Annotated in this window: 25 protein-coding genes and 1 riboswitch; all 25 genes read left to right on the top strand. The window is 45.7% G+C overall.

What is annotated here, in order from left to right; genetic code table 11:
• Positions 1–27: 27 nt before the first annotated feature.
• Positions 28–990, top strand: coding sequence for a 6-phosphofructokinase (pfkA, locus tag E5260_RS08135; RefSeq protein WP_003640604.1), 963 nt, complete (start codon positions 28–30; stop codon positions 988–990).
• Between the two features lie 85 nt (positions 991–1075).
• On the top strand, positions 1076–2836 hold the full coding sequence (gene pyk / locus E5260_RS08130) for a pyruvate kinase (RefSeq protein WP_003640603.1): 1761 nt from the start codon (positions 1076–1078) through the stop codon (positions 2834–2836).
• A 983-nt stretch (positions 2837–3819) separates the two neighbouring features.
• The gene (locus E5260_RS08125) at positions 3820–4278 is read left to right on the top strand and encodes a DUF441 domain-containing protein (protein WP_003640601.1); all 459 of its coding nucleotides are present in this window, start codon (positions 3820–3822) and stop codon (positions 4276–4278) included.
• Positions 4279–4333: 55 nt separating this feature from the next.
• A complete protein-coding gene (locus E5260_RS08120) occupies positions 4334–5221 on the top strand; it encodes a CvfB family protein (protein ID WP_003640600.1) in 888 nt (295 codons plus the stop codon).
• A 7-nt stretch (positions 5222–5228) separates the two neighbouring features.
• Positions 5229–6119 (top strand): site-specific tyrosine recombinase XerD, encoded by an 891-nt coding sequence (gene xerD, locus E5260_RS08115; RefSeq protein ID WP_003644441.1) that lies wholly within the window; start codon positions 5229–5231, stop codon positions 6117–6119.
• Between the two features lie 38 nt (positions 6120–6157).
• On the top strand, positions 6158–6541 hold the full coding sequence (locus tag E5260_RS08110; RefSeq protein WP_003644440.1) for a hypothetical protein: 384 nt from the start codon (positions 6158–6160) through the stop codon (positions 6539–6541).
• Positions 6507–7274 (top strand): segregation and condensation protein A, encoded by a 768-nt coding sequence (locus tag E5260_RS08105; RefSeq protein WP_003640597.1) that lies wholly within the window; start codon positions 6507–6509, stop codon positions 7272–7274. The genes E5260_RS08110 and E5260_RS08105 overlap by 35 nt, the downstream gene beginning before the upstream one ends.
• Positions 7261–7860 carry an SMC-Scp complex subunit ScpB gene (scpB, locus tag E5260_RS08100; RefSeq protein ID WP_003640596.1) on the top strand — a complete coding sequence of 200 codons (600 nt, stop codon included), beginning with the start codon at positions 7261–7263 and terminating at the stop codon, positions 7858–7860. Before E5260_RS08105 ends, scpB begins: the two co-directional genes overlap by 14 nt.
• The gene (locus E5260_RS08095) at positions 7860–8576 is read left to right on the top strand and encodes a pseudouridine synthase (protein ID WP_003640595.1); all 717 of its coding nucleotides are present in this window, start codon (positions 7860–7862) and stop codon (positions 8574–8576) included. Before scpB ends, E5260_RS08095 begins: the two co-directional genes overlap by 1 nt.
• 54 nt (positions 8577–8630) lie before the next feature.
• Positions 8631–8752, top strand: a riboswitch (FMN riboswitch).
• A gap of 123 nt (positions 8753–8875) precedes the next feature.
• Positions 8876–9430 carry an ECF transporter S component gene (locus E5260_RS08090; protein WP_003640594.1) on the top strand — a complete coding sequence of 185 codons (555 nt, stop codon included), beginning with the start codon at positions 8876–8878 and terminating at the stop codon, positions 9428–9430.
• A gap of 335 nt (positions 9431–9765) precedes the next feature.
• Positions 9766–10809 carry a YpbB family protein gene (locus E5260_RS08085; protein ID WP_003640593.1) on the top strand — a complete coding sequence of 348 codons (1044 nt, stop codon included), beginning with the start codon at positions 9766–9768 and terminating at the stop codon, positions 10807–10809.
• Positions 10796–12235, top strand: coding sequence for a RecQ family ATP-dependent DNA helicase (locus E5260_RS08080; RefSeq protein WP_003640592.1), 1440 nt, complete (start codon positions 10796–10798; stop codon positions 12233–12235). Before E5260_RS08085 ends, E5260_RS08080 begins: the two co-directional genes overlap by 14 nt.
• 61 nt (positions 12236–12296) lie before the next feature.
• The gene (locus tag E5260_RS08075; RefSeq protein WP_003640591.1) at positions 12297–12929 is read left to right on the top strand and encodes a LysM peptidoglycan-binding domain-containing protein; all 633 of its coding nucleotides are present in this window, start codon (positions 12297–12299) and stop codon (positions 12927–12929) included.
• 34 nt (positions 12930–12963) lie between these two features.
• Complete coding sequence (gene cmk, locus E5260_RS08070) at positions 12964–13650, top strand: (d)CMP kinase (protein WP_003640590.1); 687 nt, start codon at positions 12964–12966, stop codon at positions 13648–13650.
• Between the two features lie 89 nt (positions 13651–13739).
• Entirely contained in the window at positions 13740–15029 is a 1290-nt protein-coding gene (gene rpsA / locus E5260_RS08065) for a 30S ribosomal protein S1 (protein WP_003640589.1), read from the top strand.
• A gap of 134 nt (positions 15030–15163) precedes the next feature.
• Complete coding sequence (gene der, locus E5260_RS08060) at positions 15164–16474, top strand: ribosome biogenesis GTPase Der (protein WP_003640588.1); 1311 nt, start codon at positions 15164–15166, stop codon at positions 16472–16474.
• Between the two features lie 250 nt (positions 16475–16724).
• Positions 16725–17000 (top strand): HU family DNA-binding protein, encoded by a 276-nt coding sequence (locus E5260_RS08055; RefSeq protein WP_003640587.1) that lies wholly within the window; start codon positions 16725–16727, stop codon positions 16998–17000.
• 211 nt (positions 17001–17211) lie between these two features.
• Positions 17212–18480 carry a tetratricopeptide repeat protein gene (locus E5260_RS08050; RefSeq protein WP_013355566.1) on the top strand — a complete coding sequence of 423 codons (1269 nt, stop codon included), beginning with the start codon at positions 17212–17214 and terminating at the stop codon, positions 18478–18480.
• Between the two features lie 111 nt (positions 18481–18591).
• Positions 18592–19389, top strand: coding sequence for a Cof-type HAD-IIB family hydrolase (locus tag E5260_RS08045; protein WP_003640585.1), 798 nt, complete (start codon positions 18592–18594; stop codon positions 19387–19389).
• 67 nt (positions 19390–19456) lie between these two features.
• The gene (locus E5260_RS15505; RefSeq protein ID WP_003640584.1) at positions 19457–19591 is read left to right on the top strand and encodes a hypothetical protein; all 135 of its coding nucleotides are present in this window, start codon (positions 19457–19459) and stop codon (positions 19589–19591) included.
• An 83-nt stretch (positions 19592–19674) separates the two neighbouring features.
• The gene (gene dapB, locus E5260_RS08040) at positions 19675–20460 is read left to right on the top strand and encodes a 4-hydroxy-tetrahydrodipicolinate reductase (RefSeq protein ID WP_003640583.1); all 786 of its coding nucleotides are present in this window, start codon (positions 19675–19677) and stop codon (positions 20458–20460) included.
• Positions 20457–21680: a CCA tRNA nucleotidyltransferase gene (locus E5260_RS08035; RefSeq protein ID WP_003640582.1), complete on the top strand. Its 1224-nt coding sequence runs from the start codon at positions 20457–20459 to the stop codon at positions 21678–21680. Before dapB ends, E5260_RS08035 begins: the two co-directional genes overlap by 4 nt.
• A gap of 56 nt (positions 21681–21736) precedes the next feature.
• Entirely contained in the window at positions 21737–22189 is a 453-nt protein-coding gene (locus tag E5260_RS08030; RefSeq protein ID WP_003640581.1) for a hypothetical protein, read from the top strand.
• 184 nt (positions 22190–22373) lie between these two features.
• Entirely contained in the window at positions 22374–24284 is a 1911-nt protein-coding gene (locus E5260_RS08025; RefSeq protein WP_025015629.1) for an ABC-F family ATP-binding cassette domain-containing protein, read from the top strand.
• Positions 24285–24296: 12 nt separating this feature from the next.
• Positions 24297–25247, top strand: a complete 951-nt coding sequence (locus tag E5260_RS08020; RefSeq protein WP_003640579.1) for a thymidylate synthase — start codon at positions 24297–24299, stop codon at positions 25245–25247.
• Positions 25248–25255 lie beyond the last annotated feature (8 nt).

Raw genomic sequence — 25255 nt, 5'->3', positions numbered from 1 at the left:
ACTCAATTTATTGCCTGAGGTGAAAAAATGAAACGCATTGGTATTTTAACCAGTGGCGGCGACGCTCCTGGTATGAATGCGGCCGTTCGTGCAGTTGCTGGTAAAGCAATGGCTGAAGGGTTGGAAGCATACGGCATCAATTACGGCTTTGCTGGATTAGTTGCCGGTGACATTCACAAAATAGAAGCAGCCGACTTAGATGGTGTGATTCAACGCGGCGGAACTTTACTATACTCCGCACGTTATCCAGAATTTGCCCATGAAGAAGGTCAATTAAAAGGGATCGAACAATTGAAGCGGTTTGGGATTGATGCTTTAGTTGTTATCGGTGGCGACGGTTCTTACCATGGCGCATTGCGCTTAACGGAACACGGCTACAACACGATTGGTCTTCCAGGGACGATCGATAATGATATTCCTTACACGGACTTCACAATTGGTTTTGACACTGCTGTCAACACCAACGTGCAAGCTCTTGACCGGATTTATGATACGGCTCATAGTCATGACCGGACTTTCGTTGTGGAAGTTATGGGTCGTGGCGCTGGTGACGTAGCCTTATGGTCCGGTGTTTCAATCGGCGCGACTGCTATCGTGGTCCCCGAAGTTGATTGGGACATGGAAGAAATCGCCAACAAGATTAAGCATAACCGGGCCAATGGTCATCGGAGCAACTTGATTGTGTTAGCCGAAGGTGTGATGGGTGCCCAGGAGTTTGTTGAGAAGTTATCCGAATATGGTGACTTTGATGCTCGTGGGAATACCATTGCTCATATGCAACGTGGTGGGAATCCAACTGCTAAAGACCGTGTCATGGCCAGCAAGATGGGTGCCTACGCTGTGGAACTCTTGCTTGCCGGCAAGGGTGGCTTAGCGGTTGGGATTCAAAACAACCAATTAGTCAACCACAACATCTTAGATTTATTTGAATCTAAGCATGACGTTGAAGTGTCATTAGATAAGTTGAATGAAGAAATTTCATTCAAGTAATCATGGCATGTTAGTTCTTATTTTAATTTGATAAAAATGACGTTAATGTCTTTTTATAAAAACTTTCAAGGGAGAGATTTTTCTTATGAAAAAAACCAAGATTGTTTCAACACTTGGTCCTGCCAGCACCGATACTGACACTATTGTTAAATTAATCGAAGCCGGCGCAAATATTTTCCGCTTTAACTTTTCACATGGTGATCATGAAGAACATTTAGATCGCTTAAACAAAGTTCACGAAGCAGAAAAGATTACGGGTAAGACCGTTGGTATCATGCTTGATACTAAGGGTGCTGAAATTCGGACGACCGTTCAAGCTAACGGAAAATCTGAATACAAGATCGGTGACAAGGTTCGTATCACCATGGATGATTCATTAGATACGACCCATGATAAGATTGCCGTTACTTACAAGAACCTCTATGATGATGTTCATGTAGGTGGCCATGTCCTCTTTGATGATGGTTTATTAGATATGAAGATCGACGAAAAGGACGAAGCTAACCGCGAATTGGTTACAACTGTTCAAAACGCCGGCGTTTTAGGCTCACGTAAGGGTGTTAACGCTCCTGGCGTTTCAATCAACTTACCTGGGATCACTGAAAAAGACTCAAGTGATATTCGCTTTGGTTTGGATCATGAAATCAACTACATCGCTGCTTCATTCGTTCGTAAGCCACAAGATGTCTTAGACATTCGTGAATTACTTGAAGAAAAGCACATGGAACACGTTCAAATCTTCCCTAAGATCGAATCACAAGAAGGTATCGACAACGCCGATGAAATTCTTAAGGTTTGTGATGGTTTGATGGTTGCTCGTGGTGACATGGGTGTTGAAATTCCTGCTGAAAATGTGCCATTGGTACAAAAGAGTTTAATCAAGAAGTGTAATGCTTTAGGTATGCCTGTTATCACGGCTACTCAAATGTTAGACTCAATGCAAGAAAACCCACGTCCTACTCGTGCCGAAGCTTCTGACGTTGCCAACGCTGTCTTTGATGGTACTGACGCAACGATGCTTTCTGGTGAAAGTGCTAACGGTCTTTACCCTGTTGAATCTGTTGCCATGATGGCTAAGATTGACGAAAAGGCTGAAAACACTTTGGCTGAAAACGGTACGTTACAATTAAACCGTTTCGACAAGACTAGTGTTACTGAAACAATCGGTATTGCGATTGCTCGGGCAGCTAAGAACTTGAACATTAAGACGATTGTTGCTGCGACTGAATCTGGCTACACTGCTAAGATGATTTCGAAGTACCGTCCAAATGCTGATATCTTAGCAATCACTTTTGACGAACGGACTCAACGTGGCTTAATGGTTAACTGGGGTGTTCAACCAATCGTGGCTGAAAAACCAGAAACCACTGATGACATGTTTGATTTAGCTGCTTCTAAGGCTGTTGAACTTGGCTTTGCCAAGGAAGGCGACTTAATCTTGATTACTGCCGGTGTGCCAGTTGGCGAACGCGGTACGACTAACATCATGAAGATCCAATTAATTGGTTCTAAGTTAGCTGATGGTCAAGGTGTCGGTGATGAAACGGTTATCGGTAAAGCCGTAATCGCAACGTCTGCTCAAGAAGCTATCGACAAGGCCGTTGAAGGTGGCGTCTTAGTTACTAAGACGACTGACAAAGACTACTTACCAGCAATCGAAAAGTCTAGTGCTTTAGTTGTTGAAAACGGTGGTTTAACTTCACACGCTGCTGTTGTTGGTATCTCAATGGGAATTCCTGTTATCGTTGGTGTTAAGGACGCTACTAGTGTTATTGCTGATGGTCAATTGATCACAGTTGATTCACGTCGTGGCCTTGTATACCGCGGTGCTTCAAACGCCCTTTAAGATCAAATCTAATTTGATATTGAAAAGTCGTCGCTTTGCGGCGGCTTTTTATATTACATAAAGTGCTTCACTCCCAGTTAAATTAGTATGAAACATGGTTAAAAGGTGCCAAATCGTCAACGTCAAATGATCCAGCTTAAGCCCGCTGGAAAAAGATCTACTTAGCGGAAATTTGCTTAGCTAGCTGCGTCCTGCACCGACTTCCAGGCATTTCGGCCAATTGCTGGAACGCGGTGGACACAGATTTAAGCCGAAAATCACGTCTTAAATACTGGTCTTCCACTAACCAAGCCAAAAACGCTTGCTAAGTGGAATTTCACCGCTGAGCATTGGCCGAAACGCCTTCCAGTCGGGATGGTATTCGAATGGCTGACATGAGTGGACCCAGCATTGAACGAATTAGATGTTGCTATTTTAAAACAGCGATTTTATCATACAACAGTTAGTTTGATAATATAATTGTGATTGTACGATTATTTCTAATTCCACCGTATTAGTACTGAGGTGTCCAAAACAATTGAGACAGCATTAACGCATGTTCAAAATTCTAAGTAGTAAACCCGTTCAGCGACAAGTTGCACCAAGTTAGGTGGTCGTTCATCAGCCATTCGACTGGCTTACCGACTGGAGGGGTTGGGTGACAATGCTCAGTAGCCAAATTATTCTTGGCTGGAAGTGGGTTGCTTCCGGCCTAGAATAAGACTCGTATTTGAGATTGCACAGTGGGTTGCTGCGTGAGCTCAAATCGACGTCGGCTACGTTCCGGCAATTGTCACCCAGCCCCGTAAGTCGGAATAGGACGAACCTTGCTGACGAGCTGGAATCCAAACGATTTGGCACCTTTTAACCCTGTTCCCGCCTAAATTAAAGAACAGGAATCGGTTATTGATCAGGGGGGGGATAGTGAAATTGGTGAGTAACGACCAACACCCCTCGTAATTCGGGCCATTTTCAGTTACAATTGATAACACGTGAGGTGTCGTATGGAAAGTTGGTTATTTTTATTAGCGATTTTAGTGGTGGCATGGTTAGGAAAAAATCAGTCCTTACAAATTGCGACCGTGGTTGTGTTGCTTATCAAATTGATTCCTAATACGAGTAAATTGCTGACGACGATTGGTCAGAAGGGAATCAATTGGGGTGTGACGGTGATTACCGTCGCAATTTTAATTCCGATTGCGACTGGTCAGATTGGATTTCGGGACCTTTGGCATGCGTTTAAGTCGCCAGTTGGCTGGATTGCGGTTGCATGTGGAGTGTTGGTTTCAGTGCTCTCATTTCACGGTGTCGGGCTTTTGTCAGCGACACCAGAGATTACCGTGGCATTAGTATTCGGGACCATTATGGGTGTTGTTTTGCTCAAGGGAATCGCGGCCGGGCCAATTATTGCGGCTGGTATAACGTATTGCATTATTCAAGTCTTACATTTGAGCTTACAGTAATTTAAAAGAACCATCCGTTGATATTTATAGACGGATATATTAGAGGAGTTATCACATGGATAGTATTATTGGAACAGTGGTTACGGCGAAGGTAACCGATGAAAACGATGAAGCATACTTCGTACAGATTGATGGACAGACGTTGTGGGTCGATAAAACTGAACCAGAGAAGCCATTGCACATTGGCGGGCTTTACGAAGGTTTTGTTTATGAGAATGAAGATCATCATCTGCAGATGACGCGGTTTGTCCCGGAAATTTCGTTTGATCACTTTGTATGGGGAACGGTTGTCCGGACGCGGCATGATCTGGGTGTCTTTGTCGATGTTGGGTTACCGAATAAGGACTTGGTGGTGTCATTAGACGAATTACCGACCATCAGTCGACTATGGCCTAAAAAAGATGATCGTTTATACGTTAAGTTAGCCCGTGACAATAAACAACGGCTATGGGCGACTCTGGCAGAATTGACGGATTTTGAAGCAATTGCCAAGCCATATGATCGGGCCCAAGTTAAGAATACGGATACCATGGCGACCGTTTTTCGTTTGAAGATGGCCGGTACGTCGGTTATTACAGATGACAATCATCTGGGCTTTGTTCATCCGTCAGAACGTGAACAGGAACCACGCATGGGGCAACACGTCAAGGCGCGGGTCATTGGTTTCTTGCGCGATGGTGAATTGAATTTGTCCTTGAAGCCGCGGGGATACGAAGAGATTGGCGATGATGCCCAAATGTTATTAGCAGCATTGCAACATCAAGCTGACCACGCGCTACCATTTTGGGATAAGAGTGATCCCGATGATATTCGGAATTACTTTGGTATCAGCAAATCACAATTTAAGCGCGCTGTGGGTAATCTCTTGAAGCAACGCTTGATCAGTCAACAACCAGGCGAGATCAAGTTACTGGAAAATGCGGATGAGCAAGCCGACGATTGATCAAAAAATGCAGGACCAGCTTGCTGATTACCTGCATTTTTTGCGTGTTGAACGGGGGTTAGTTGAAAATACGATTAAGAGTTATTCTCAGGACCTGACTACGTTTAGCGAATACTTGATGAGTCAGCAAATCACGGACTATCGGGTGGTTGATCGGTACGTCCTATTGAATTATTTACAGTATCTAGATGAGGCTGGTAAATCGCGAAATACAATCATTCACAGTGTTTCTAGTTTACGTAAGTTTTTTCAATATTTAGCACAGATGCACGCTATCGATACTGATCCGATGCTAAAAATCGACACGCCTAAGCGGGCGCAGCATTTACCGCAAGTATTGTCACCACGCGAGGTCGAACGGTTGCTAGCGGTGCCTAAGTTGAATACCCCGTTAGGATTACGAGACCGAACTCTGTTAGAAGTGATGTATGCGACCGGTCTGCGAGTCAGCGAGACAATTAATTTAACGATGGATGATCTGCACTTAGACTTGGGATTGATTCAAACAATCGGTAAGGGTGATAAAGAGCGGATCATTCCTATCGGTGATGTTGCCATTGATTTTATTACCCGTTATTTAAAAACGGCTCGGCCCAAACTCGTCTCTGCCAAACGCCGGAATAGCTATTTGTTTATTAATAATCACGGTGGTAAATTAAGTCGGCAAGGGGTTTGGAAAAATCTGAAGGCAGAAGTCAAGGCGGCTGGCATCGAAAAAAACGTGACGCCGCATACGTTGCGCCACTCGTTTGCGACTCACATCTTAGAAAATGGTGCGGACTTGCGTGTCGTTCAGGAGCTTTTAGGGCATGCCGATATTTCGACGACTCAAATTTATACGCATATTTCGAAAAAACGCCTAGCTGAGGTTTATAATAAATATCATCCGCGGGCATAGATGCGGTGCGGAATCAAGCAGTCAAGGGAGGCAATACCGTGCTCGTTAAATATCGGAAGGATTATGAAAAGGTAGCAATGGGGCTACTGTCATTTATTCCAGATTTTAAGGACCTAATTCATCTACAAACTGAGATGCAGTGGTATCAGTCAACGGAAGACCATCAACTATTACTATGGCGGCAAGGTGACGGCGATTTCTGTGGTATTATCGGCATTGAAGTCGGCAGTGACTTTATTCTACTGCATCACGATTCATTATCACCCGAGGAACGGACGGCGGCCAACCAGTATCAAATGTTGGATGAGTTGGCCGCGTTGTATCCCAAACAACGGGTCATGGGAACTTTAGAAATGGCGCCAATCATTGGCGCGTGGGAGCGTAATCGTGACAAACAACCAACAACAACCAATCACCATTAAGATTTCGGAGTTTGAGGGGCCACTCGACTTGCTGTTGCACCTCATTCGCCAAAACAAGATGGATATTTATGACATTCCAATTGCGGCAATTACGCAGCAATATTTGGATTACTTACACTCTATGCGAGCGCTAAAATTAGATATTGCTGGTGATTATTTGGTTATGGCTGCGACTTTGATGACGATCAAGAGCCGTTTCTTATTGCCACAGCCTGAACCAGATGAGATGGACGAAGATAATGAGGACGATGATCCTCGTGACTCACTTGTAGCTGAACTGTTGGCTTACAAGGTTTATCAGGAAGCCGCTGGTGAATTGCGAGAAAAAGAACAGGCGCGCCATCAACATTTTACGCGTGAAGCGATGTTAGTACCAGCTGATCTGAGTGCGCCCAAGCTGACTGCGGGGATTACATTAGATGATCTGCAAGCGGCTTTTCGGCAATTAGTGGCTAAACGGCGGCGGGTACGGCCACTAACGAAAACGGTTGTGGCTGAAACCATCAACATTGATGAGCGGATGACACAAATTACGACGCAATTGCAACATCAACCACAAGGACTGGATTTTGCCGACCTATTTACGGTTAGTGCCAGCGATGAAATGTTAGTGACAACCTTTATGGCTGTGTTAGAATTAACCAAGCAGGATCAAGTGGCGCTGCAGCAAGCTGAGCCACTGAGTCCGATTCATTTATATTTACGACAGGATGAACAGCATGACGAACATTGAACAAATTGAAGGACTATTATTTGTGGCTGGCGATGAGGGCATCACGGTCGCCGAAATCGAGCACGCCACGGGGTTTGCTAAGCCGGCGATTACAACGATGCTCACACAACTGGCCACGAAGTATCAAGCCGACCCAGACAGTGCCTTAATGATCTTATCAACGGCGAATACTTACCGGTTAGCAACTAAGGCCGCGGTGGCGCCGGTGTTAAAGCGCTACTTTGAAGCACCACTCACCACGAGTTTGTCGCAAGCATCGTTGGAAGTGTTAGCAATCATTGCGTATCGGCAACCCTTGACGCGGATTGAAATTGATGAGATTCGTGGCGTACACAGTGGGTCAACGATTCAAAAGCTGGTTTTGCGACAACTAGTTACCGAGACGGGGCGTTTAAGTGAGCCAGGACGACCAATTTTATACGGAACGACGGAACTGTTCTTAGATTATTTTGGACTAAAGTCTTTGGATGACTTACCAGCGATTGACTTAGCTGCTTTAAGTGACGCTGAGCATCCGGCACCAGAGACAGACCTCTTTTTAAATGCATTTCAGGATAAATTACAAGCAGAACGTGAGGATGAATAATGGCAGAACGATTACAAAAGGTAATGGCGGAAGCGGGCATCGCTTCGCGGCGTAAATCAGAAGTGTTGATCACGTCTGGTCACGTTAAGGTGAATGGGAAGACGGTCACCACGCTCGGTGTAAAGGTTGAGCCTAGTGACCATGTCGAGGTTGATGGCGTGCCATTGAATGCAGAAAAACTCGTGTATTATTTATTTTATAAGCCGCGGGGGGTCGTTACAACTGTTCATGATGAGAAGGGCCGTAAAACGGTATTAGACTTCTTTGAAGACGTACCGGAACGAATCTATCCGGTGGGACGTTTGGATTACGATACTTCAGGTTTGTTGATCATGACAAATGATGGGGCTCTCGCTAATCGGCTAACTCATCCGAAGTACGAAGTCAAAAAAACTTATTTGGCCAAAGTTGAAGGGGTACCAACCAATGCTGATCTCAAGCAATTGCGCTTGGGTGTTGAAATCGATGGCCGTAAGACAGCTCCAGCGAAGTCGAACTTGTTAGATAGTGATCACAAGAAGAATAATGCGCTGGTCCAACTAACGATTCACGAGGGTCATAACCACCAAGTGAAAAAGATGTTGGCTGCAGTGGGTCACCCAGTGACTAAGTTGAAACGTGAACGTTATGGGGTTCTCGATTTGCAAAGCTTACAACCGGGCGAATACCGTAAATTGAAGCCGATTGAAATTAGTAAGTTAAAAGGTGAACGATAGCGCTTGCATTTTTGAACGAAAGCCGTTAAAATGAATTTGTAAAAATAAATATTGGTTCATCTTCAGGGCAGGGTGTGATTCCCGACCGGCGGTAATAACCCGCGACCTATGCGTGTGCATAGTGATTTGGTGCAATTCCAAAGTCGACAGTAAAGTCTGGTATAAAGAAGATCGAGCTTATTTGCCAAGCGTTGCAAGTAAGTCCGCCCCCAGATGACAGTTAGTGTGATCGGGCGGACTTTTTTAGTTGAACAAATGGTAATGCGGTTCATTGAAGATGACCCATAGGAGGGTGCGTTATGCAACATACAACGTTACACCGACTAGTGGGCATAGCCTTACTCGGTGCCATTGCGTATATTTTAATGTTACTGGAGTTTCCGATTTTACCGGTAGCGCCATGGATGAAGATTGATTTTTCAGATATCCCAATTCTGATTGGGCTCTTTCTCTTTGGTGTCGGGGGCGCGTTTGTCATCACTATCATCAAACTGCTCCTACATTCGGCCATGATGGGCTTTGCCATCTATGACTTAATCGGTTCTTTTGCTAGTTTTTTAGGTACGGCAGTATTGATTTTAGCATTTGCATTAGTACTTCGTTACTATCGGGGCAATCCCAAGTGGCGAATGCCTGTGGCGATTGAATCGTTGGCTAACTTAACGTTTGTTCTGCCATTCTATTTGCAAGTAATGGGTATGAAGCTCAGCATGTCGCTGAATACAGTGGTGTTAGTGGCAGTCATTCCATTTAACTTGATCAAGGGATTGCTAGTGGGCAACGTCTTCTGGCTGGTCTATCAGCGATTAGCTAAGTGGTTAGGCAACCATAATCAGCTTATGAGCCGAATTTAATCTAAGTCGTTAAAATAATGTGGGTGGTCACTAATTGCGTAACTGCAGGGTGACTGCCTTTTTATATTGGTGCCACCGTGATATTCTTAAAGACGCACACTGCCGGTTGGCGGATGGTTATCCATGAGCTTTAATGTGGCAGTAAGTTGATGAATTTGAAGCTTCAATTAAGGCTTAGAAAGATTAAAAAGCTGTTGGCCGCTATGCTTTGTCGCGGGTCACTGTCAGCGACACTGACGCACGTAAATTTGGGCTGATCACGACTTAATTTAAAAACTGGCACATTTAGTGCGCAATTAACAATTACAATAGCAAGACTTAAGGGAGGCCTTAGCGTGTTTACAGACTACGTTTTATTGTTATTCAGTACGACGCCGCGACGAGCAAAGGGCCTATTCAATGTCTTGCGCGGTCGCCGTACGGTCTCCACGCTTTTTGCGGGGTTAACTGCCGGCTACTTGGATTTGCTCGACAGTTGCCACGAGGTTCCCTTGGAAGATTTCATGGCAGCAACTGCGGCTTTGACTGAAAACGGTCAATTGACGAGTACGGCCACGGGATGCTGGCAATTAACGCAGGCGGGGGAACATCGGCAAGCCAAACTCCGACAAACTTTATACATGCCCCAAAATTTTGAAGTATTTCAAACCACTGATGTCCGCCGATTTAGAATCGTCAGTCAGCTAGCCCTACAAGTCGTTTCCGAACTCGTACATCATAATCGCCATTATTATCCGGTGACGACTGATCCGGGGATTCAAGCCCAGGTCAAACAATGGCTACGTCAGCAGTCGAAGGTGGAACTTGGCGAGCAAATTCATGCGGCCTTGACTGCCTTCTTGACGAGTTTGGCAGACCCAGAGTTGCCAACGGTGTTTGTTCAAGGTATAACGGGGTATCAAGAACCGGGACTGACTAATGAGCAATTAGCGGCACAATTAGGTCGACAACCCTGGGAGGCTAGCTTGATGCACACAGACGTGATATGCCAATGGATTGCTTGGATTCAGCGACACCCGCGTGATCCATTTTCCCAGTTGTTGTCAGTGCTCACTCAAGCGAGTGCCATCAGTCAAAGCGCTGAGCAAACTTACCAAGCTTTCTTGAAGACCCAGCAACTTGCAGCAATTGCGCAGACGCGGCACTTAAAGATGAGTACGGTACGGGAGCACTTGTTGGAGGTGGCGATTTGGTCGCCTGATTTTCCGTTTGAAATGGTGTTGAATCATGAATTAACTCAGCAGTTGGCCACCATCTTTGCAGCCCAGTCCGACATTGCAAACTGGTCATTCCAAGAGGCCCAAACTGCGCTACCCACGCTAGATTTTTTTGAATTTCGGCTATTTCAGATTATGAGGTGTCAGCATGTCAGAAGATGAATTATATGAGCTGTTGAAAACGAAATATGGCTTCGATGAATTTCGCCCCGGGCAGCTAGCCGTCATTCAGAAATTATTAGCAGGTCAAGATGTCTTGGCAGTGTTACCAACTGGGACCGGCAAATCATTGATCTATCAACTCGTTGGAACCGCACTGCCCGGGCTAGTTGTGGTGGTTTCACCGCTGATTTCCTTGATGCAAGATCAGGTGGCACGCTTAAACTATCAAGGCGAAAAGCAAGTTGCTGCTTTGACCTCCCAACTAGATTATGGTGCTCGCCAGTATCTGTTGAATCATTTAGGGCAGCTTAAATTCTTGTTCATTTCGCCGGAAATGTTGGGTCAAGACATTATTCAAACAGCGCTGATGCAAGTGCAACTGGCGTTATTAGTTATCGACGAGGCCCACTGCATTTCAACTTGGGGACCAGATTTTCGCCCTGACTACCGTCGCCTTGGTCAAATTCGACAACGGTTACAGGCACCGACAACGCTAATGCTCACGGCAACGGCTACACAACGCGTTCGACAAGATATTTTGACACAATTAACCGTTCCAGATGCCCAGCAAATCTTATATTCGGTTAATCGTCCTAATATTTACTTAGCAGTCGAACAGGTCAATGATGAAGCTAGTAAACGCGCGACCTTGCAACATTTAGTGACAAGTGCGCGCGGACCAGTCATCGTTTACTTTACTTCCAAGCGGCAAACTGATTTGATAGCGGAATGGCTACGAACGACAACCACGTTACGGGTCGCGGCTTATCATGCCGGCTTAGCGACTGATGACCGTTTCAAGATCCAGCAGCAGTTCATGGCAGGACAATTGGATGTGATCTGTGCTACATCTGCTTTTGGAATGGGTATCAACAAAGCTGATATTCGCTTAGTGATCCACTATCATTTACCGACGACTTTGGCCGACTATGTTCAAGAAATTGGGCGCGCAGGTCGTGATGGTCAGCAGGCGATGGCGATTATGTTGTACGCACCAGGTGACGAAAACCTGGTGCGGAATTTGAACGAATTGACGGCTGCGACTCCCAATGAAATTCAGCAAGATTATAGCCGCTATCAAGCGCAGCAGCCACCGACTGATGATCGTAGTAAGGTTTTGCAGTCATACTGGCTACAAGGAACTCCCCCAACGACCGTGGCAACGATTTTTGCTGATCGCCAAGTAGCTAAGGAACGAGAATTGCGGGCGCTCATGAGTTACGTCCAAACGACAATTTGTCATCGGACCGTGATGTTAACTTACTTTGGTGAGCCAGCTGTTACCCATACAGATCAGTGTTGTCAGTTGGCTGGTGAACCACTACCGCTGGCTGCGTTAGGGTTGATGGCGACGCATGATGAGTCAACAGCCACGATAATGTCGTGGGATCAGCACTTAGCTCAATTGTTTTTACCAAATTCTTAAAGAAATCAATTCCGGGTTATGTTACAATATTGGTTGAAAGTTTTTTGAGGAGGAACACCCTATGAGTCAAAAAAATGATAATGACAAATCCCAAGCGGATAAGCCGTGGGACAAAACTTTTGAAGACGATCGGGATGACTCGGGCAATTTATCGCGAACTCAAAAACGAAAACAAGACAGTAGCAACTCTACGCTAACGACCGTGTTAGTCGTACTAATATTGTTGCTTGCTTTGGCACCAATTGGTTATTTCTTGGTGAAAAAGAATTCGCTTAATAATCCGCAACAGACTGAACAAGTTGCTAGTTCGAGCTCGAAGAAGTCATCGGCCAGTGTTGCTGCCAGTAAGTCATCGACTGCTGCTAGCAAGAAGAAGGCGGCCGCATCGTCGAAAAAGGCGGCTGCTAAAAGTAGTAGCTTAGCCTTGGCTAGCTCTAAAGCTGCCAGTTCCAAGGCTGCTAGTTCTACTGCTGCCAGCTCGGAAGAAAGTGCGAGTACTGACGACAGCAGCGCTAGCAGTAGTAGTAGCTCCTCAGAATCATCTTCAGGGACTAAGTACGTCACGGTAGAAGCCGGTCAAGGGGTCTATCGGGTCGCTACGAATGCTGGAATCTCAGTGGATAAGCTATTGGAATTAAATGGGTTATCATCTGATGCAACGATTTCGGCTGGTCAACGGTTACGTGTCCGTTAATACACGATTTTTTCAGATTGTGAGGGGTTAGTTAATGGCTAAGCAAGCATTACAGGTGGCCATCGATGGTCCGGCTTCAGCTGGCAAGAGTACCGTAGCCAAACTCGTTGCAAAACGGTTTGGCTATATTTATGTGGATACTGGTGCCATGTATCGGGCAGTCACGTACTGGGCAATGCAACAGCACGTTGATTTAGCAGACGAAGCGGCTGTGATTACGGCAATGAAGTCGCTCAAGATCAGTTTTAAACCCGGCGAGCCGGATCAACTGGTTTTTGCTAATCAGGAAGATATTACGGCGGCGATACGCCAACCAGACGTGACGAATAACGTCTCGACGATTGCGGCGTTACCACAGGTGCGTACGATTTTAACTGAACAACAGCGAGAGATGGCCAATGCAGGTGGGATCGTGATGGACGGTCGTGATATTGGGACAACGGTATTGCCCAATGCTGAAGTTAAGATCTTTTTAGTTGCTTCAGCGGCTGAACGGGCTAAGCGTCGATACGCCGAAAATGTAAAAAAAGGGATCGATACGCCCTTGGCTCAGCTACAGGCTGAGATTGAATTACGTGACCACAAAGATTCAACGCGTAAAGTGTCACCATTAACACAAGCAACGGACGCCACACTTGTTGATACGACGCCAATGTCAATCGATGAAGTTGTTGCTGCCATTGCCAAAATTATTACAAAAAAACAAAGTTCAACAATCTAATTGCATTAACTTAATGCTTTTAGCTAGCTTTTCATTGCATTTTCAGCTATGATATAGGTTAGAGTTATTGTTGACAGGAGGAAATTTGCATGAGTGAAAACGAAAACAGCCAAGAGAAAAATGAACTTTTAGACGCTTTAAACAGCGTTGAAGAAGTAAACGTCGGTGACGTTGTTAAGGGTGAAGTCTTAGCAATCGACGACGACAAACAAGTAATTGTTGGTATCCAAGGTACCGGTGTTGAAGGGGTCGTTCCTTTGAAGGAACTCTCAACACAACGGGTTGACGATGTCAACGAAGCCGCTAAAGTCGGTGATGTATTAGACTTGGTTGTCATTTCTCGAATTGGCAGCGACAAGGAAAACGGCAGTTATTTACTGTCACATCGTCGGTTAGAAGCTCGCAAAGTTTGGGACGATGTTGAAAAAGAATACGAAGCAGGTCATACGATTAAAGCTCCGGTAACGCAAGTTGTTAAGGGCGGGTTAGTCGTTGACGCTGGTGTTCGTGGCTTCATCCCTGCCTCAATGATTGATGATCATTATGTTGAAGATTTAAATGCCTATAAAGGCCAAGAACTTGAACTTAAGATTATTGAAATTGAACCTAGCGAAAATCGCTTGATCTTATCACACCGTGCCGTTGTTGAAAAGCAACGCGAAGCACAACGTGAAGAAGCTTTGAAGACCTTACAAGCTGGTGATGTCGTTGAAGGTAAAGTTGCTCGTTTGACGAACTTCGGTGCCTTTGTTGACCTCGGCGGGATTGATGGTTTGGTTCACGTTTCAGAAATCTCATACGAACGGGTTGAAAAGCCTGCTGATGTATTGAAGGTTGGTCAAGAAGTCACGGTTAAGATTTTATCCGTTGATGCTGACCGCGAACGGGTTTCATTATCAATCAAAGCAACCTTACCAGAACCTTGGGATGGTATTGAAGAAAAAGCACCACAAGGGGCTGTACTTGATGGTAAAGTTAAGCGTTTGACGAGTTTTGGTGCCTTTGTGGAAGTCTTCCCTGGTGTTGAAGGGTTAGTTCACATTTCACAAATCTCACACCAACACATTGCAACACCAAACGATGTCTTAAAAGTTGGTCAAGAAATCAAAGTCAAAGTCTTAGACGTTCGTCCAGACGAAAAGCGGTTAGCTTTATCAATTAAAGCTTTGGAAGAAAAGCCACAAACTGCTGACGATGACAACGAAAGTCAACCAGAACGTCGGAGTAACAATAACCGTCGTCGTAACAACAACCGGGACAACCGGACTGCTAGCGAACGTTCAACGGCTAATGCTCCTGAAGAATCAACTGGTTTCACTTTAGGTGATTTGATCGGTGACGAATTGAAGAATGCTGAAAGCAACAATGATGAAAACTAATCATTGATTGATTAAAAATACCCTTCAAGCTTGCCTTGAAGGATATTTTTTTAGGAACAGATTAGTTGGTGTTACCAATTAATTTGAGACTTGTAGCAGGAACCTGACGCTACGAGGGTAAAGGAGGAATTAATATGGCAAAACCAGTCGTCGCCATTGTTGGGCGACCAAACGTTGGTAAATCAACGATTTTTAATCGGATTGCGGGTGATCGGATCTCGATTGTTGAAGATACACCGGGTGTGACTCGTGACCGGATTTACGCCAACAGTGAATGGCTTGGTCAAGAATTCAGTTTGATCGATACGGGTGGGATCGATATCGAAGATGCCCCATTCATTAAACAGATTACACAGCAAGCCGAAATTGCAATCGATGAAGCTGATGTCATTATTTATTTAGTTAGCATCAAAGAAGGCGTCACGGACGCTGATGAACACGTTGCCCAAATCTTGTACCGGTCGAACAAACCGGTCGTGCTGGGTGTTAATAAAGTCGATAATCCTGAACTTCGGAGTGAAGTCTATGACTTTTATTCCCTTGGCTTTGGCGATCCGTACCCTATCTCAGGTGCGCATGGACTCGGACTTGGGGACTTGCTCGATGCTGTTATCAAAAACTTTCCTGAAAAAAGTGGGGAGGACGAACCGGGGACGATTCGTTTCAGTTTGATTGGCCGCCCGAACGTGGGTAAGTCATCAATTGTCAACGCCTTGCTGGGTGAAGACCGGGTCATCGTTTCTGACGTGGCCGGGACAACCCGGGATGCCATTGATACCAAGTTTACTGATCAGGATGGTGACCGGTTTGTGATGGTCGATACGGCCGGTATCCGTAAAAAAGGAAAAGTTTACGAAAATACCGAACGTTATAGCGTTATGCGTGCGCTCAAGGCAATCGATAATAGTGACGTGGCACTCTTTGTCATCAATGGTGAAGAAGGCATTCGTGAGCAGGATAAGCGGGTTGCTGGTTATGCGCATGAAGCGGGTAAGGGTATTATCATCGTGGTCAATAAGTGGGATCTGGTTAAGAAAGACAACCACACCATGCAAGAATTCGAAGCGTATATTCGTGATCAGTTCGTTTACTTGAGCTATGCGCCGATTATTTTTGTCTCTGCTAAGACTAATCAACGTTTGGAGCAACTACCCGCGTTGATTAAGAAAGTCAATACGAACCATATGCGGCGGATTCAGTCGTCCGTTTTAAATGACGTTATTATGGATGCGATTGCGATGAATCCGACACCGAGTGACAATGGTAAGCGGCTACGGGTTTACTATGCCACTCAGGTGGCGATTCAACCCCCAACTTTTGTGGTCTTTGTGAATGACCCTGATATGATGCACTTTTCATATGAACGGTTCCTTGAAAATCAAATTCGGAATGCCTTTGATTTTAGTGGTACGCCGATCCACATGATCGAACGGCGACGTAAGTAGGCTAAAGCGCGTAAAATCAGCATTTTAGCACATTATTTGATTGATGTAAACGATTATCATCTTTTTGCGCTATTTTCGCTGAAAAGGCTAAAAAAGCTTGCTATTACAGCATTCCTATGCTATCTTTGATGAAGAAATGATGCTTGTTATCGTTTCTCTCATTTTTGGACCACTCAAAAATGATCATCTGGATCAACGATGTTAAAAAGCACGGCGATCCTTCACTCTGTAACGGGGAGGTGAATCAAACATGGCAAACAAAGCTGAATTAGTTAACAACGTTGCTGCGGCAACTAACTTAACGAAGAAAGACGCAACTGCTGCAGTTGACGCAGTCTTTGCATCAATCCAAGACACTCTTGCAAAGGGTGAAAAAGTTCAACTGATCGGATTTGGTAACTTTGAAGTACGTGAACGTGCAGCTCGTAAGGGCCGTAACCCACAAACTGGTGACGAAATCCAAATTCCTGCAAGCAAAGTACCTGCATTTAAGCCAGGGAAAGCTTTAAAGGACGCAGTTAAATAATGCATATCAGTTAATGAAATGCAAACATGAAAGCCAGTATAGCGACCGTTATACTGGCTTTTTTGCTGTCGTCTGCGGTATGATAGACTGTCAGGTCAAGCGATTAACAGCTGGTATCCCATGTGACGATATCAGGCTGACTATTGAAATAAATGATGAAACCATGGCGACTAAATGAAGTCGTTTCTTAGTGGTTTAAAGGATGGGTGTAATGAGTTATTCAGAAAAAATGCTCGCAGCACTATCAAACGGGCAAATTGACACGGCCAAAAAGCACTTTGCATGGGCCTTACGTAAGGACGATGACCAGACGCTGTATAGTCTGGCTGAAGAATTGTACGGTTTGGGCTTTTTAAAGCAAGCGGAACGGACTTATAAGAAGTTACTGGCTAAGTATCCCGATGAGGACGACTTACGGACAAGTCTGGCTGATATTGCCATCGATGAGGACGATACGGACCTGGCACTCGACTATTTACAACAAGTTAAGCCAGACTCACCGGCATACGTTCAAGCGTTGTTAGTTGAGGCCGATCTATACCAGACCCAAGAGTTATTTGAAGTCAGTGAGCAAAAACTCAAGGAAGCCTATCAGCTGGCACCGGACGAACCAGTTGTCGAATTTGCGCTCGCAGAATTTTACTTCTTGATTCGTAACTACGGTCAGGCGACTCGCTTCTACTTGGACTTGATCAAGCAGGGACAACTAGAGATCTCTAAAGTTAACTTAGTTGAACGACTAGGGGTGGCTTATGCTGAGTCCGGGCGCTTTGAGCAGGCGGTGGGTTATTTAGAACAAATCAAGCCTGCCAAGCTCACGCCGGACAGCCAGTTTGAATTAGGCTTCACTTATTTGCAATTAAACGAACCCCAGAAGGCTGTTGATATCTTCGACAAACTGCGGGAACAAGACAATCAGTATGCGTCCCTGTATCCATACTTGGCCCAGGCCCAAGAGCAACTTCATCAACTGGACAAGGCGTTATTGACCTTACAAGAAGGTTTAGCGGTCGACCAATACAATGAGCAGCTGTACTTGCAAACTGCCCGCTTAGCCTTGAAATTAGACGATCAGGAATTAGCTGAAAAGTATTTACGGGAAGGCTTGAGTATTGACCCTGATAATTTGACTACGGTACTGGAACTGTCTAATTTGTTAGTTCAGCGGGACCGTTATCAAGACAATATCGACTTGTTGGATCAATATTTGCAAAGTAATGAGTTTGATCCACAGTTCTACTGGAACTTGGCAATCTCTAATGACCGGCTCGATCATTTTCAGGCGGCTAAGGATAATTACGAAGCGGCTTATCCGTTCTTTGAACATAACAAGGATTTCCTTAAGCCAGCAATTTATTTCTTCCGCGAAGCAGGAATGGCCGACAGTGCCGTGGTAGCGTTGCGGAATTATCTAACGATTGAACCAGATGATGGTGAAATGGTTGCGATGCTAGAAGACTACGAGGATCAGGGCTACTAGGCCTTTAGTTCTTCGCCGTTTGCTGAGAGGTTTCATTTCTAAAGTTATTGAAACCACTTTCAATTTTGGTAAAATGAACGTATACCAAATTTAAGTGAGGCGTTTACTATCGTGAAAGTAGCTATTATTGCCACCGATTTAGATGGCACGTTTTTGAGAGACGACCATCAGTTTGATCACCATCGGTTTCAGGCCCAGTTGGATCAAATGAATGCTCAGGGCCAGCACTTTGTTGTGGCGAGCGGCAATCAGCTGCAACATTGTATTGATGTTTTTGACGGGATCAACGGTGAATTGACCTATGTGGCTGAAAATGGCGGGTTAGTCATTGATAATCACGGCAACGTGTTGGCTGAAAGCTTGATTGAGCCGGCGCTTTATCAGGAACTGTTAGTTTACGTGGCGACTGAACCAGCACTGGCTGGTGCTGAGATCTCGGTCTCCGGCAAGCAAGGGGCATATATTCGGCCCCAAGATGACAGTCCAATCATGCGGTACTATTTGAGCCGGCTGCAAGTGGTGCCATCGCTATCAGCAATTGATGACCATATCTATAAAGCGACTTTTAGTTGGCAAGCCACGGATGCTGATGCGCACGCCGCTTTGATCAATCAGCAATTTGCTGGCCGGTTACGTGCGACTGTCAGCGGTGGTAATGGGCTTGACGTCATTCCACCACATGTTAACAAGGCAACCGGGCTTGCTTATCTCCAGCAGCATTGGCACGTTGCCCCTAGTCAAACGGCCGCGTTCGGTGATAACGGTAATGATCTTGAAATGCTACGGGAGGCTGATTACAGTTTTGCGATGCAAAATGCGATTACACCCGTCAAAGAGATGGCTACGTATCTTACGTCACATGACAATAATCATGATGGGGTGTTAGCGACGATTGACACGTTAATTTAGCGTCACCAGGTATTGTTGGCGGCCGAAATATATAAGCAAATAGTGTTCGACCGAGCGGGACTACGCTTTGAGTCAGACACTATTTTTTATTCATATCAGTGTTATAGGACGGACGTGGCTCGTCCCACAAAGTAGCAAGTTAATTAGCGGGACCGTTTTAGCCATTGGTCATGAACAAAATGGGGCTAGTTTAACAGTTTAAACAGGTTCAGCGAGGATTCTCCTGCCTAATTTGGCAATTGTCTGCTAAAATATAATTAGCTTAATCTTGAGGAGGAATTTATTGTGGTAAAAGTAATTGTTGCCGGCTATAAGGGTCGGATGGGTAGTACGGCTGCTCAGATGGTCATTGATAATCCTGATTTTGAATTAGTTGGGGTCTATGACGCGCGCAGTGGAGAACAAAATCTAGGTGAGGACGACCGCTTTAAGGGTCAAGACGTGCCAGCTTTTCATGATTTAGACCAAATTAAGACGGATGCCACGGTCTGGATCGACTTTACGATTCCAACCGCCGTTTATGAAAATGCAAAGTTTGCACTTAACCATGGTATTTCGCCTGTTATTGGGACTACTGGGATGACCGATGAACAAGTTGCCGAGTTGCAAAAATTAGCAAAGGACAAGCAAGTGGGCGGCCTCATTGCGCCTAACTTTGGGATCAGTGCCGTCTTACTCATGCAATTTGCCCAACAAGCAGCGAAGTACTTCCCAGATGTTGAAATTATCGAGATGCATCATGACGATAAGATTGACTCGCCAAGTGGTACTGCTATCAGTACTGCTAAGAAGATTGCTGAAGTTCGGCAACCAAAGGAACAAGGTAATCCTGACGCAACTGAAACTCTACCTGGCGCACGGGGTGCCGAATATGAAGGGATGCGGATTCACGCGGTTCGGTTACCTGGACTAGTGGCGCACGAAGAGGTCATGTTTGGCGGCCCTGGTGAAGGGTTAACGATTCGCCAAGATTCCTTTGATCGGATCTCATTTATGACTGGTGTCAAAGTGGCGGTTGAAAAAGTTAACCAGTATCACGAACTCTTTGTTGGTTTGGAGCACTTACTATGATTTTGACGCAGTTGCCAGCTGAGTTTCAAGCAGCTAAGCCGATTATTGAGACGATCGAAGCGGCCGGCTATGAGGCGTACTTTGTTGGTGGGTGTGTTCGCGATACGATTTTGGGCAAGCCCCTACATGACGTCGATATTGCGACCAGCGCGTTTCCGGCTGAAGTCAAACAATTATTTAAACGGACGGTTGATACGGGAATCGAGCACGGAACGGTGATGATCTTAGATCACGGCAATGGTTATGAAACGACGACGTTTCGGACTGAATCTGGTTACCAAGATTTTCGCCGCCCTGATCAGGTTACGTTCGTCCGATCATTGAAAGAGGACCTGAAGCGCCGGGATTTCACAATCAACGCCTTAGCCATGACTGCTAACGGTGAAGTGATTGATCTGTTTGACGGGTTAGCAGATATGGAACAAGGAATCTTACGCGCCGTTGGAGTGGCTGAAGAACGGTTTCACGAAGATGCGTTGCGGATGATGCGTGCCGTTCGGTTTGCAAGTCAGTTAGGCTTTACCATTGAATCGCAGACCGAACAAGCGATTGCCGATAATGCGGCGTTGTTGGCGAAAATTGCCGTGGAACGGACGCGTGTCGAGTGGGAGAAGCTGCTGATGGGTCAGCACCCAGTTGCTGGTTTGACCGGCTTGCTGACCACTGACTTGTATCGTTATATGCCCGCAATGGCTGATCAAGAAGCGATGCTGCGGCAGTTAATGGCACTTCCAGCTTGGCATTTGCCGAGTATTGAAAGTACTTGGACCTTGCTTAGCTGGACCATGCAACGGACTGACGAAGCGGCTGTTCGCCAGTTGTTAAAGACGTGGAAGACGAGCAATGAGCTGATTAATCACGTGACGGCCGCTATTAAAGCGCTGATGGCGTTAAAACACAACGGTCAGTTAACTGCGCAGGAGAACTTTTATACGGGCTTAGAGGCGCTGAAAACGGCTAATCAGGTGGCTACGATTTTAGGCTTTGGCCAGGGCCAAGCACAATTGGTGCAATCTTATGCTAGCTTACCAATCCATGACAAGCATGAATTGGCCATTAACGGTGGCGATTTATTGAAAGCTAAATTGGTGACGCCTGGGCCAATGATGGGTCAAATTCTAGCGGCTTGCTTACAGGCCGTGGTGATGAAACAGGTCCCAAATCAGCAGGATGCTTTGCTTGATTTTGCAAGGATGGTAGCGGATTCAAAAAACCATTGATATTTTCTATGAATCTGTTACGATTAAAGTGAAACTAATTCAATGAGGTGATTTGAATGGAACGAGCATTAGAAGCATTGAAATTTCATTTTCGGAATGGTGACACTTGGACAGTTCATCATCAAGATATCTCTGACCTGTGGATCGGCCGGGTAACGACGAGTTACGGTCGAATTAAGGGTGGCCATATGACCATCATTCATCCTTGTAAATCATTTAAGGCTGAATTTAAACCTGACGCTGATGCGATCGATCCGGACACGACCCAACTATCATCCGTGACAAGTGGGATGTTTGAACGGGTGACACATTATCAAGACATTGAAAAAATTGATATCCTGTTTGGCGACGAACGTGGTAGTGAACAAATTTACTTGCCATTCAAGCCACGGGATGCGGATGGTATCGACAACATTTATCAGACGAGCTCATTAGCCAGCGATGGAAAATTACACTTAGTCGTTGATGATGAACGGACCGTCTTTGATGTTTATGGTGATCATAACTAATAAGGTGTTGCCAAACAACTCTTGGGGCCGAGTGAGCCTCAGGAGTTTTTTGTGACTCACGACCCAATCGAATCGATGATCGTTAGGAAATATTAACGTTGATTTGCGCGTTTGTCAGTTGTGTTTTAAGCCGATTCTAGCTAAGATAGAACTTAATGATGTAAAAAAAGGGTGGATCGTAACAATGCAAACTTTAAGAGCAGAAAATCTGACCCGAACTTATGGTGAGAAGACGTTATTTCACGATATTTCATTTATTGTGAATGAACATGACCGGATTGGTGTCATTGGCGTTAACGGGTCCGGGAAAACGAATTTATTAGACGTATTAGCCGGGATTACGGCACCGGAAGCCGGTCAACTGGTGATGCCCAAAAATTATACGATTGGTTATTTAAAGCAAAAGCCGGAACTTGACCAGAATCTGACAGTCATTGATGCCGTTTTGGCCGGTAGTCAGCAAGTCTTTCGAACGATTCGCCACTACGAGCAAACGTTGGCCGCTTATGCTGATCATCCCGAAGACCAAGCGACCCAAAAAGCTTACGTGGCCGCTGAGGATCGAATGAACCAAGAAGATGCTTGGACGGCTGAAAGTGATGTCAAAACGATTTTGACACAACTGCACATTACCGACCTGACGCAGACCGTCAGTCAGATGTCGGGGGGCCAACAGAAGCGGGTGGGCCTGGCGCAAGTGTTGATTCAATCACCGGATCTTTTATTACTAGACGAACCGACCAACCATCTTGATTTTGACTCAATTGAGTGGTTAGAAAGCTATTTAGCTAGTTATAAGGGTGCTTTGATTGTCGTGACCCATGACCGGTATTTCTTGGATCAAGTCGCCAACCAGATGTTTGAATTGTCATTTGGCGAGCTGCATAAGTATACGGGAAATTACCAAGATTTCGTGCAAGCGAAAGCCGAACGGGTCGCCCGTGACGTGTTAGCTGAACATAAGCAACAGCAGCTGTACAAAAAGGAACTGGCTTGGATGCGTGCGGGAGCACCCGCGCGTAGCACGAAGCAACAGGGGCGCATCAATCGGTTCAATGATTTGAAGGATAATTTGAATACGCTCCAAGTTGATGACGATGTTGATATTTCGCTCGGTCAGCAGCGTTTGGGTAAGAAAGTGATCGAGTTAAAGGACGCGAGCTTGCAGTTTGATCGGCAAACCATCCTGGATCACTTTTCGATGTTGATCCAAGCCAATGACCGCATCGGTATCACTGGAATCAACGGTGCCGGGAAATCTAGTTTATTGAATGTGATTGCGGGTCGACTGCCACTTGATAGTGGGACCGTGACGATCGGTGAGACCGTCAAGATGGCCTATTATACTCAACAGACCGAACCGATTCCGGGCGACAAGCGCATCATTAATTACTTGCAAGATGTCGGTGAGACGGTCTTGAATAAGCAGGGCGAGCATGTTTCAGTGACTGAGTTACTAGAAGAGTTTCTGTTCCCACGTTCGATGCACGGCACGCTGATTCGCAAGTTATCTGGGGGCGAACAGCGCCGGCTATACTTACTGAAGTTGTTGATGCAACAGCCGAACGTCCTCTTATTGGACGAACCGACTAATGATTTGGATATTGGTACGTTAACGGTGTTGGAGAACTACCTCGATGATTTTGCCGGGACCGTCATCACTGTTTCCCATGACCGCTATTTTTTGGACAAGGTCGGCACGAAACTACTGATTTTTGATGGTCAGGGGCATATTGAACGCTATTCTGGCCGTTTCTCCAGTTATTTGAAGGATCAAAAAGACGCGGCCAAGCCCGCAGCCAAGGCCACTGCGACAAAAACTACGGCTAAGCCGGTCACGGATGACTCGACCGCACCATTGGCCAAGAAAGCCAAAGTCAAGCTGACTTACGCGGAACAGCTCGAATACGACAAGATCGAAGGGGTTATCGAGCAATTGGATAGCCATAAGAGTGAGATCGAAGCGGCGATGGCTGCCAATGCCAGTGATTATGGCAAGTTGGCTGATTTGCAAAAAGAATTGACTAAGACGGAACAAACGATTGATGAGAAGATGGATCGCTGGGACTACCTCAGCCAGTATGCAGAAGCCTGAAAGGATGATCGCATGTTAGAAGATAGTTATTTACAACTCGCGCGCACCATTTTAGAACACGGCACGTATAAGGATGACCGTACCGGCACGGGAACATACAGTGTGTTTGGTTACCAGATGCGCTTTGACCTGAGTCAAGGCTTCCCGTTATTGACGACCAAAAAAGTTCCCTTTGGACTGATCAAGAGCGAATTACTATGGTTTTTGCATGGTGATACGAATATTCAGTATTTATTGCAACATCACAACCATATCTGGGACGAATGGGCGTTCAAAAATTGGGTTACGAGTGCCGATTATGACGGCCCTGATATGACGAATTTTGAACACCGCCGGCTAGATGATCCTGACTTTGCGCCGATTTATCAAGCTCAGATGCAGACCTTTGATGACCAGATCTTGACAGACGACGCGTTTGCGGCCAAGTATGGTAATTTGGGTGACGTTTACGGTGCGCAATGGCGTCACTGGCAAACGCGTCAGGGAAAGACGATCGATCAAATTGCCAATGTGATTGAAATGATCAAGACGCATCCGGATTCGCGGCGGTTAATCGTTTCCGCTTGGAATCCAGAAGATGTGCCGAACATGGCGTTACCACCGTGTCATACTCTGTTTCAATTCTATGTCGCGGATGGTAAGCTCTCTTGCCAACTCTACCAACGTTCAGGCGATGTCTTCCTAGGTGTGCCATTCAATATTGCGAGTTATGCGTTACTAACACATCTGATTGCTAAGGAGACGGGCCTAGCAGTGGGCGAGTTCGTGCATACGTTGGGTGACGCGCACATTTATACTAACCATGTGGAACAAGTTAAAACGCAGTTGACCCGGCAACCTCGGCCGGCACCCCAGCTGACTTTAAGTGGGGCTCATGACAGTATTTTTGATTACCAAATGAGTGACATTAAGCTCAGTGGCTATGATCCCGCACCGGCAATCAAAGCGCCGGTCGCGATTTAGGAGGCCGC

This window comes from Lactiplantibacillus plantarum (genome assembly GCF_014131735.1).
GTDB classification, from domain to species: Bacteria; Bacillota; Bacilli; order Lactobacillales; family Lactobacillaceae; genus Lactiplantibacillus; species Lactiplantibacillus plantarum.
The sequence above is the reverse complement of the archived record's forward strand: the minus strand, read 5'-3'. Positions and strand labels throughout refer to the sequence as shown.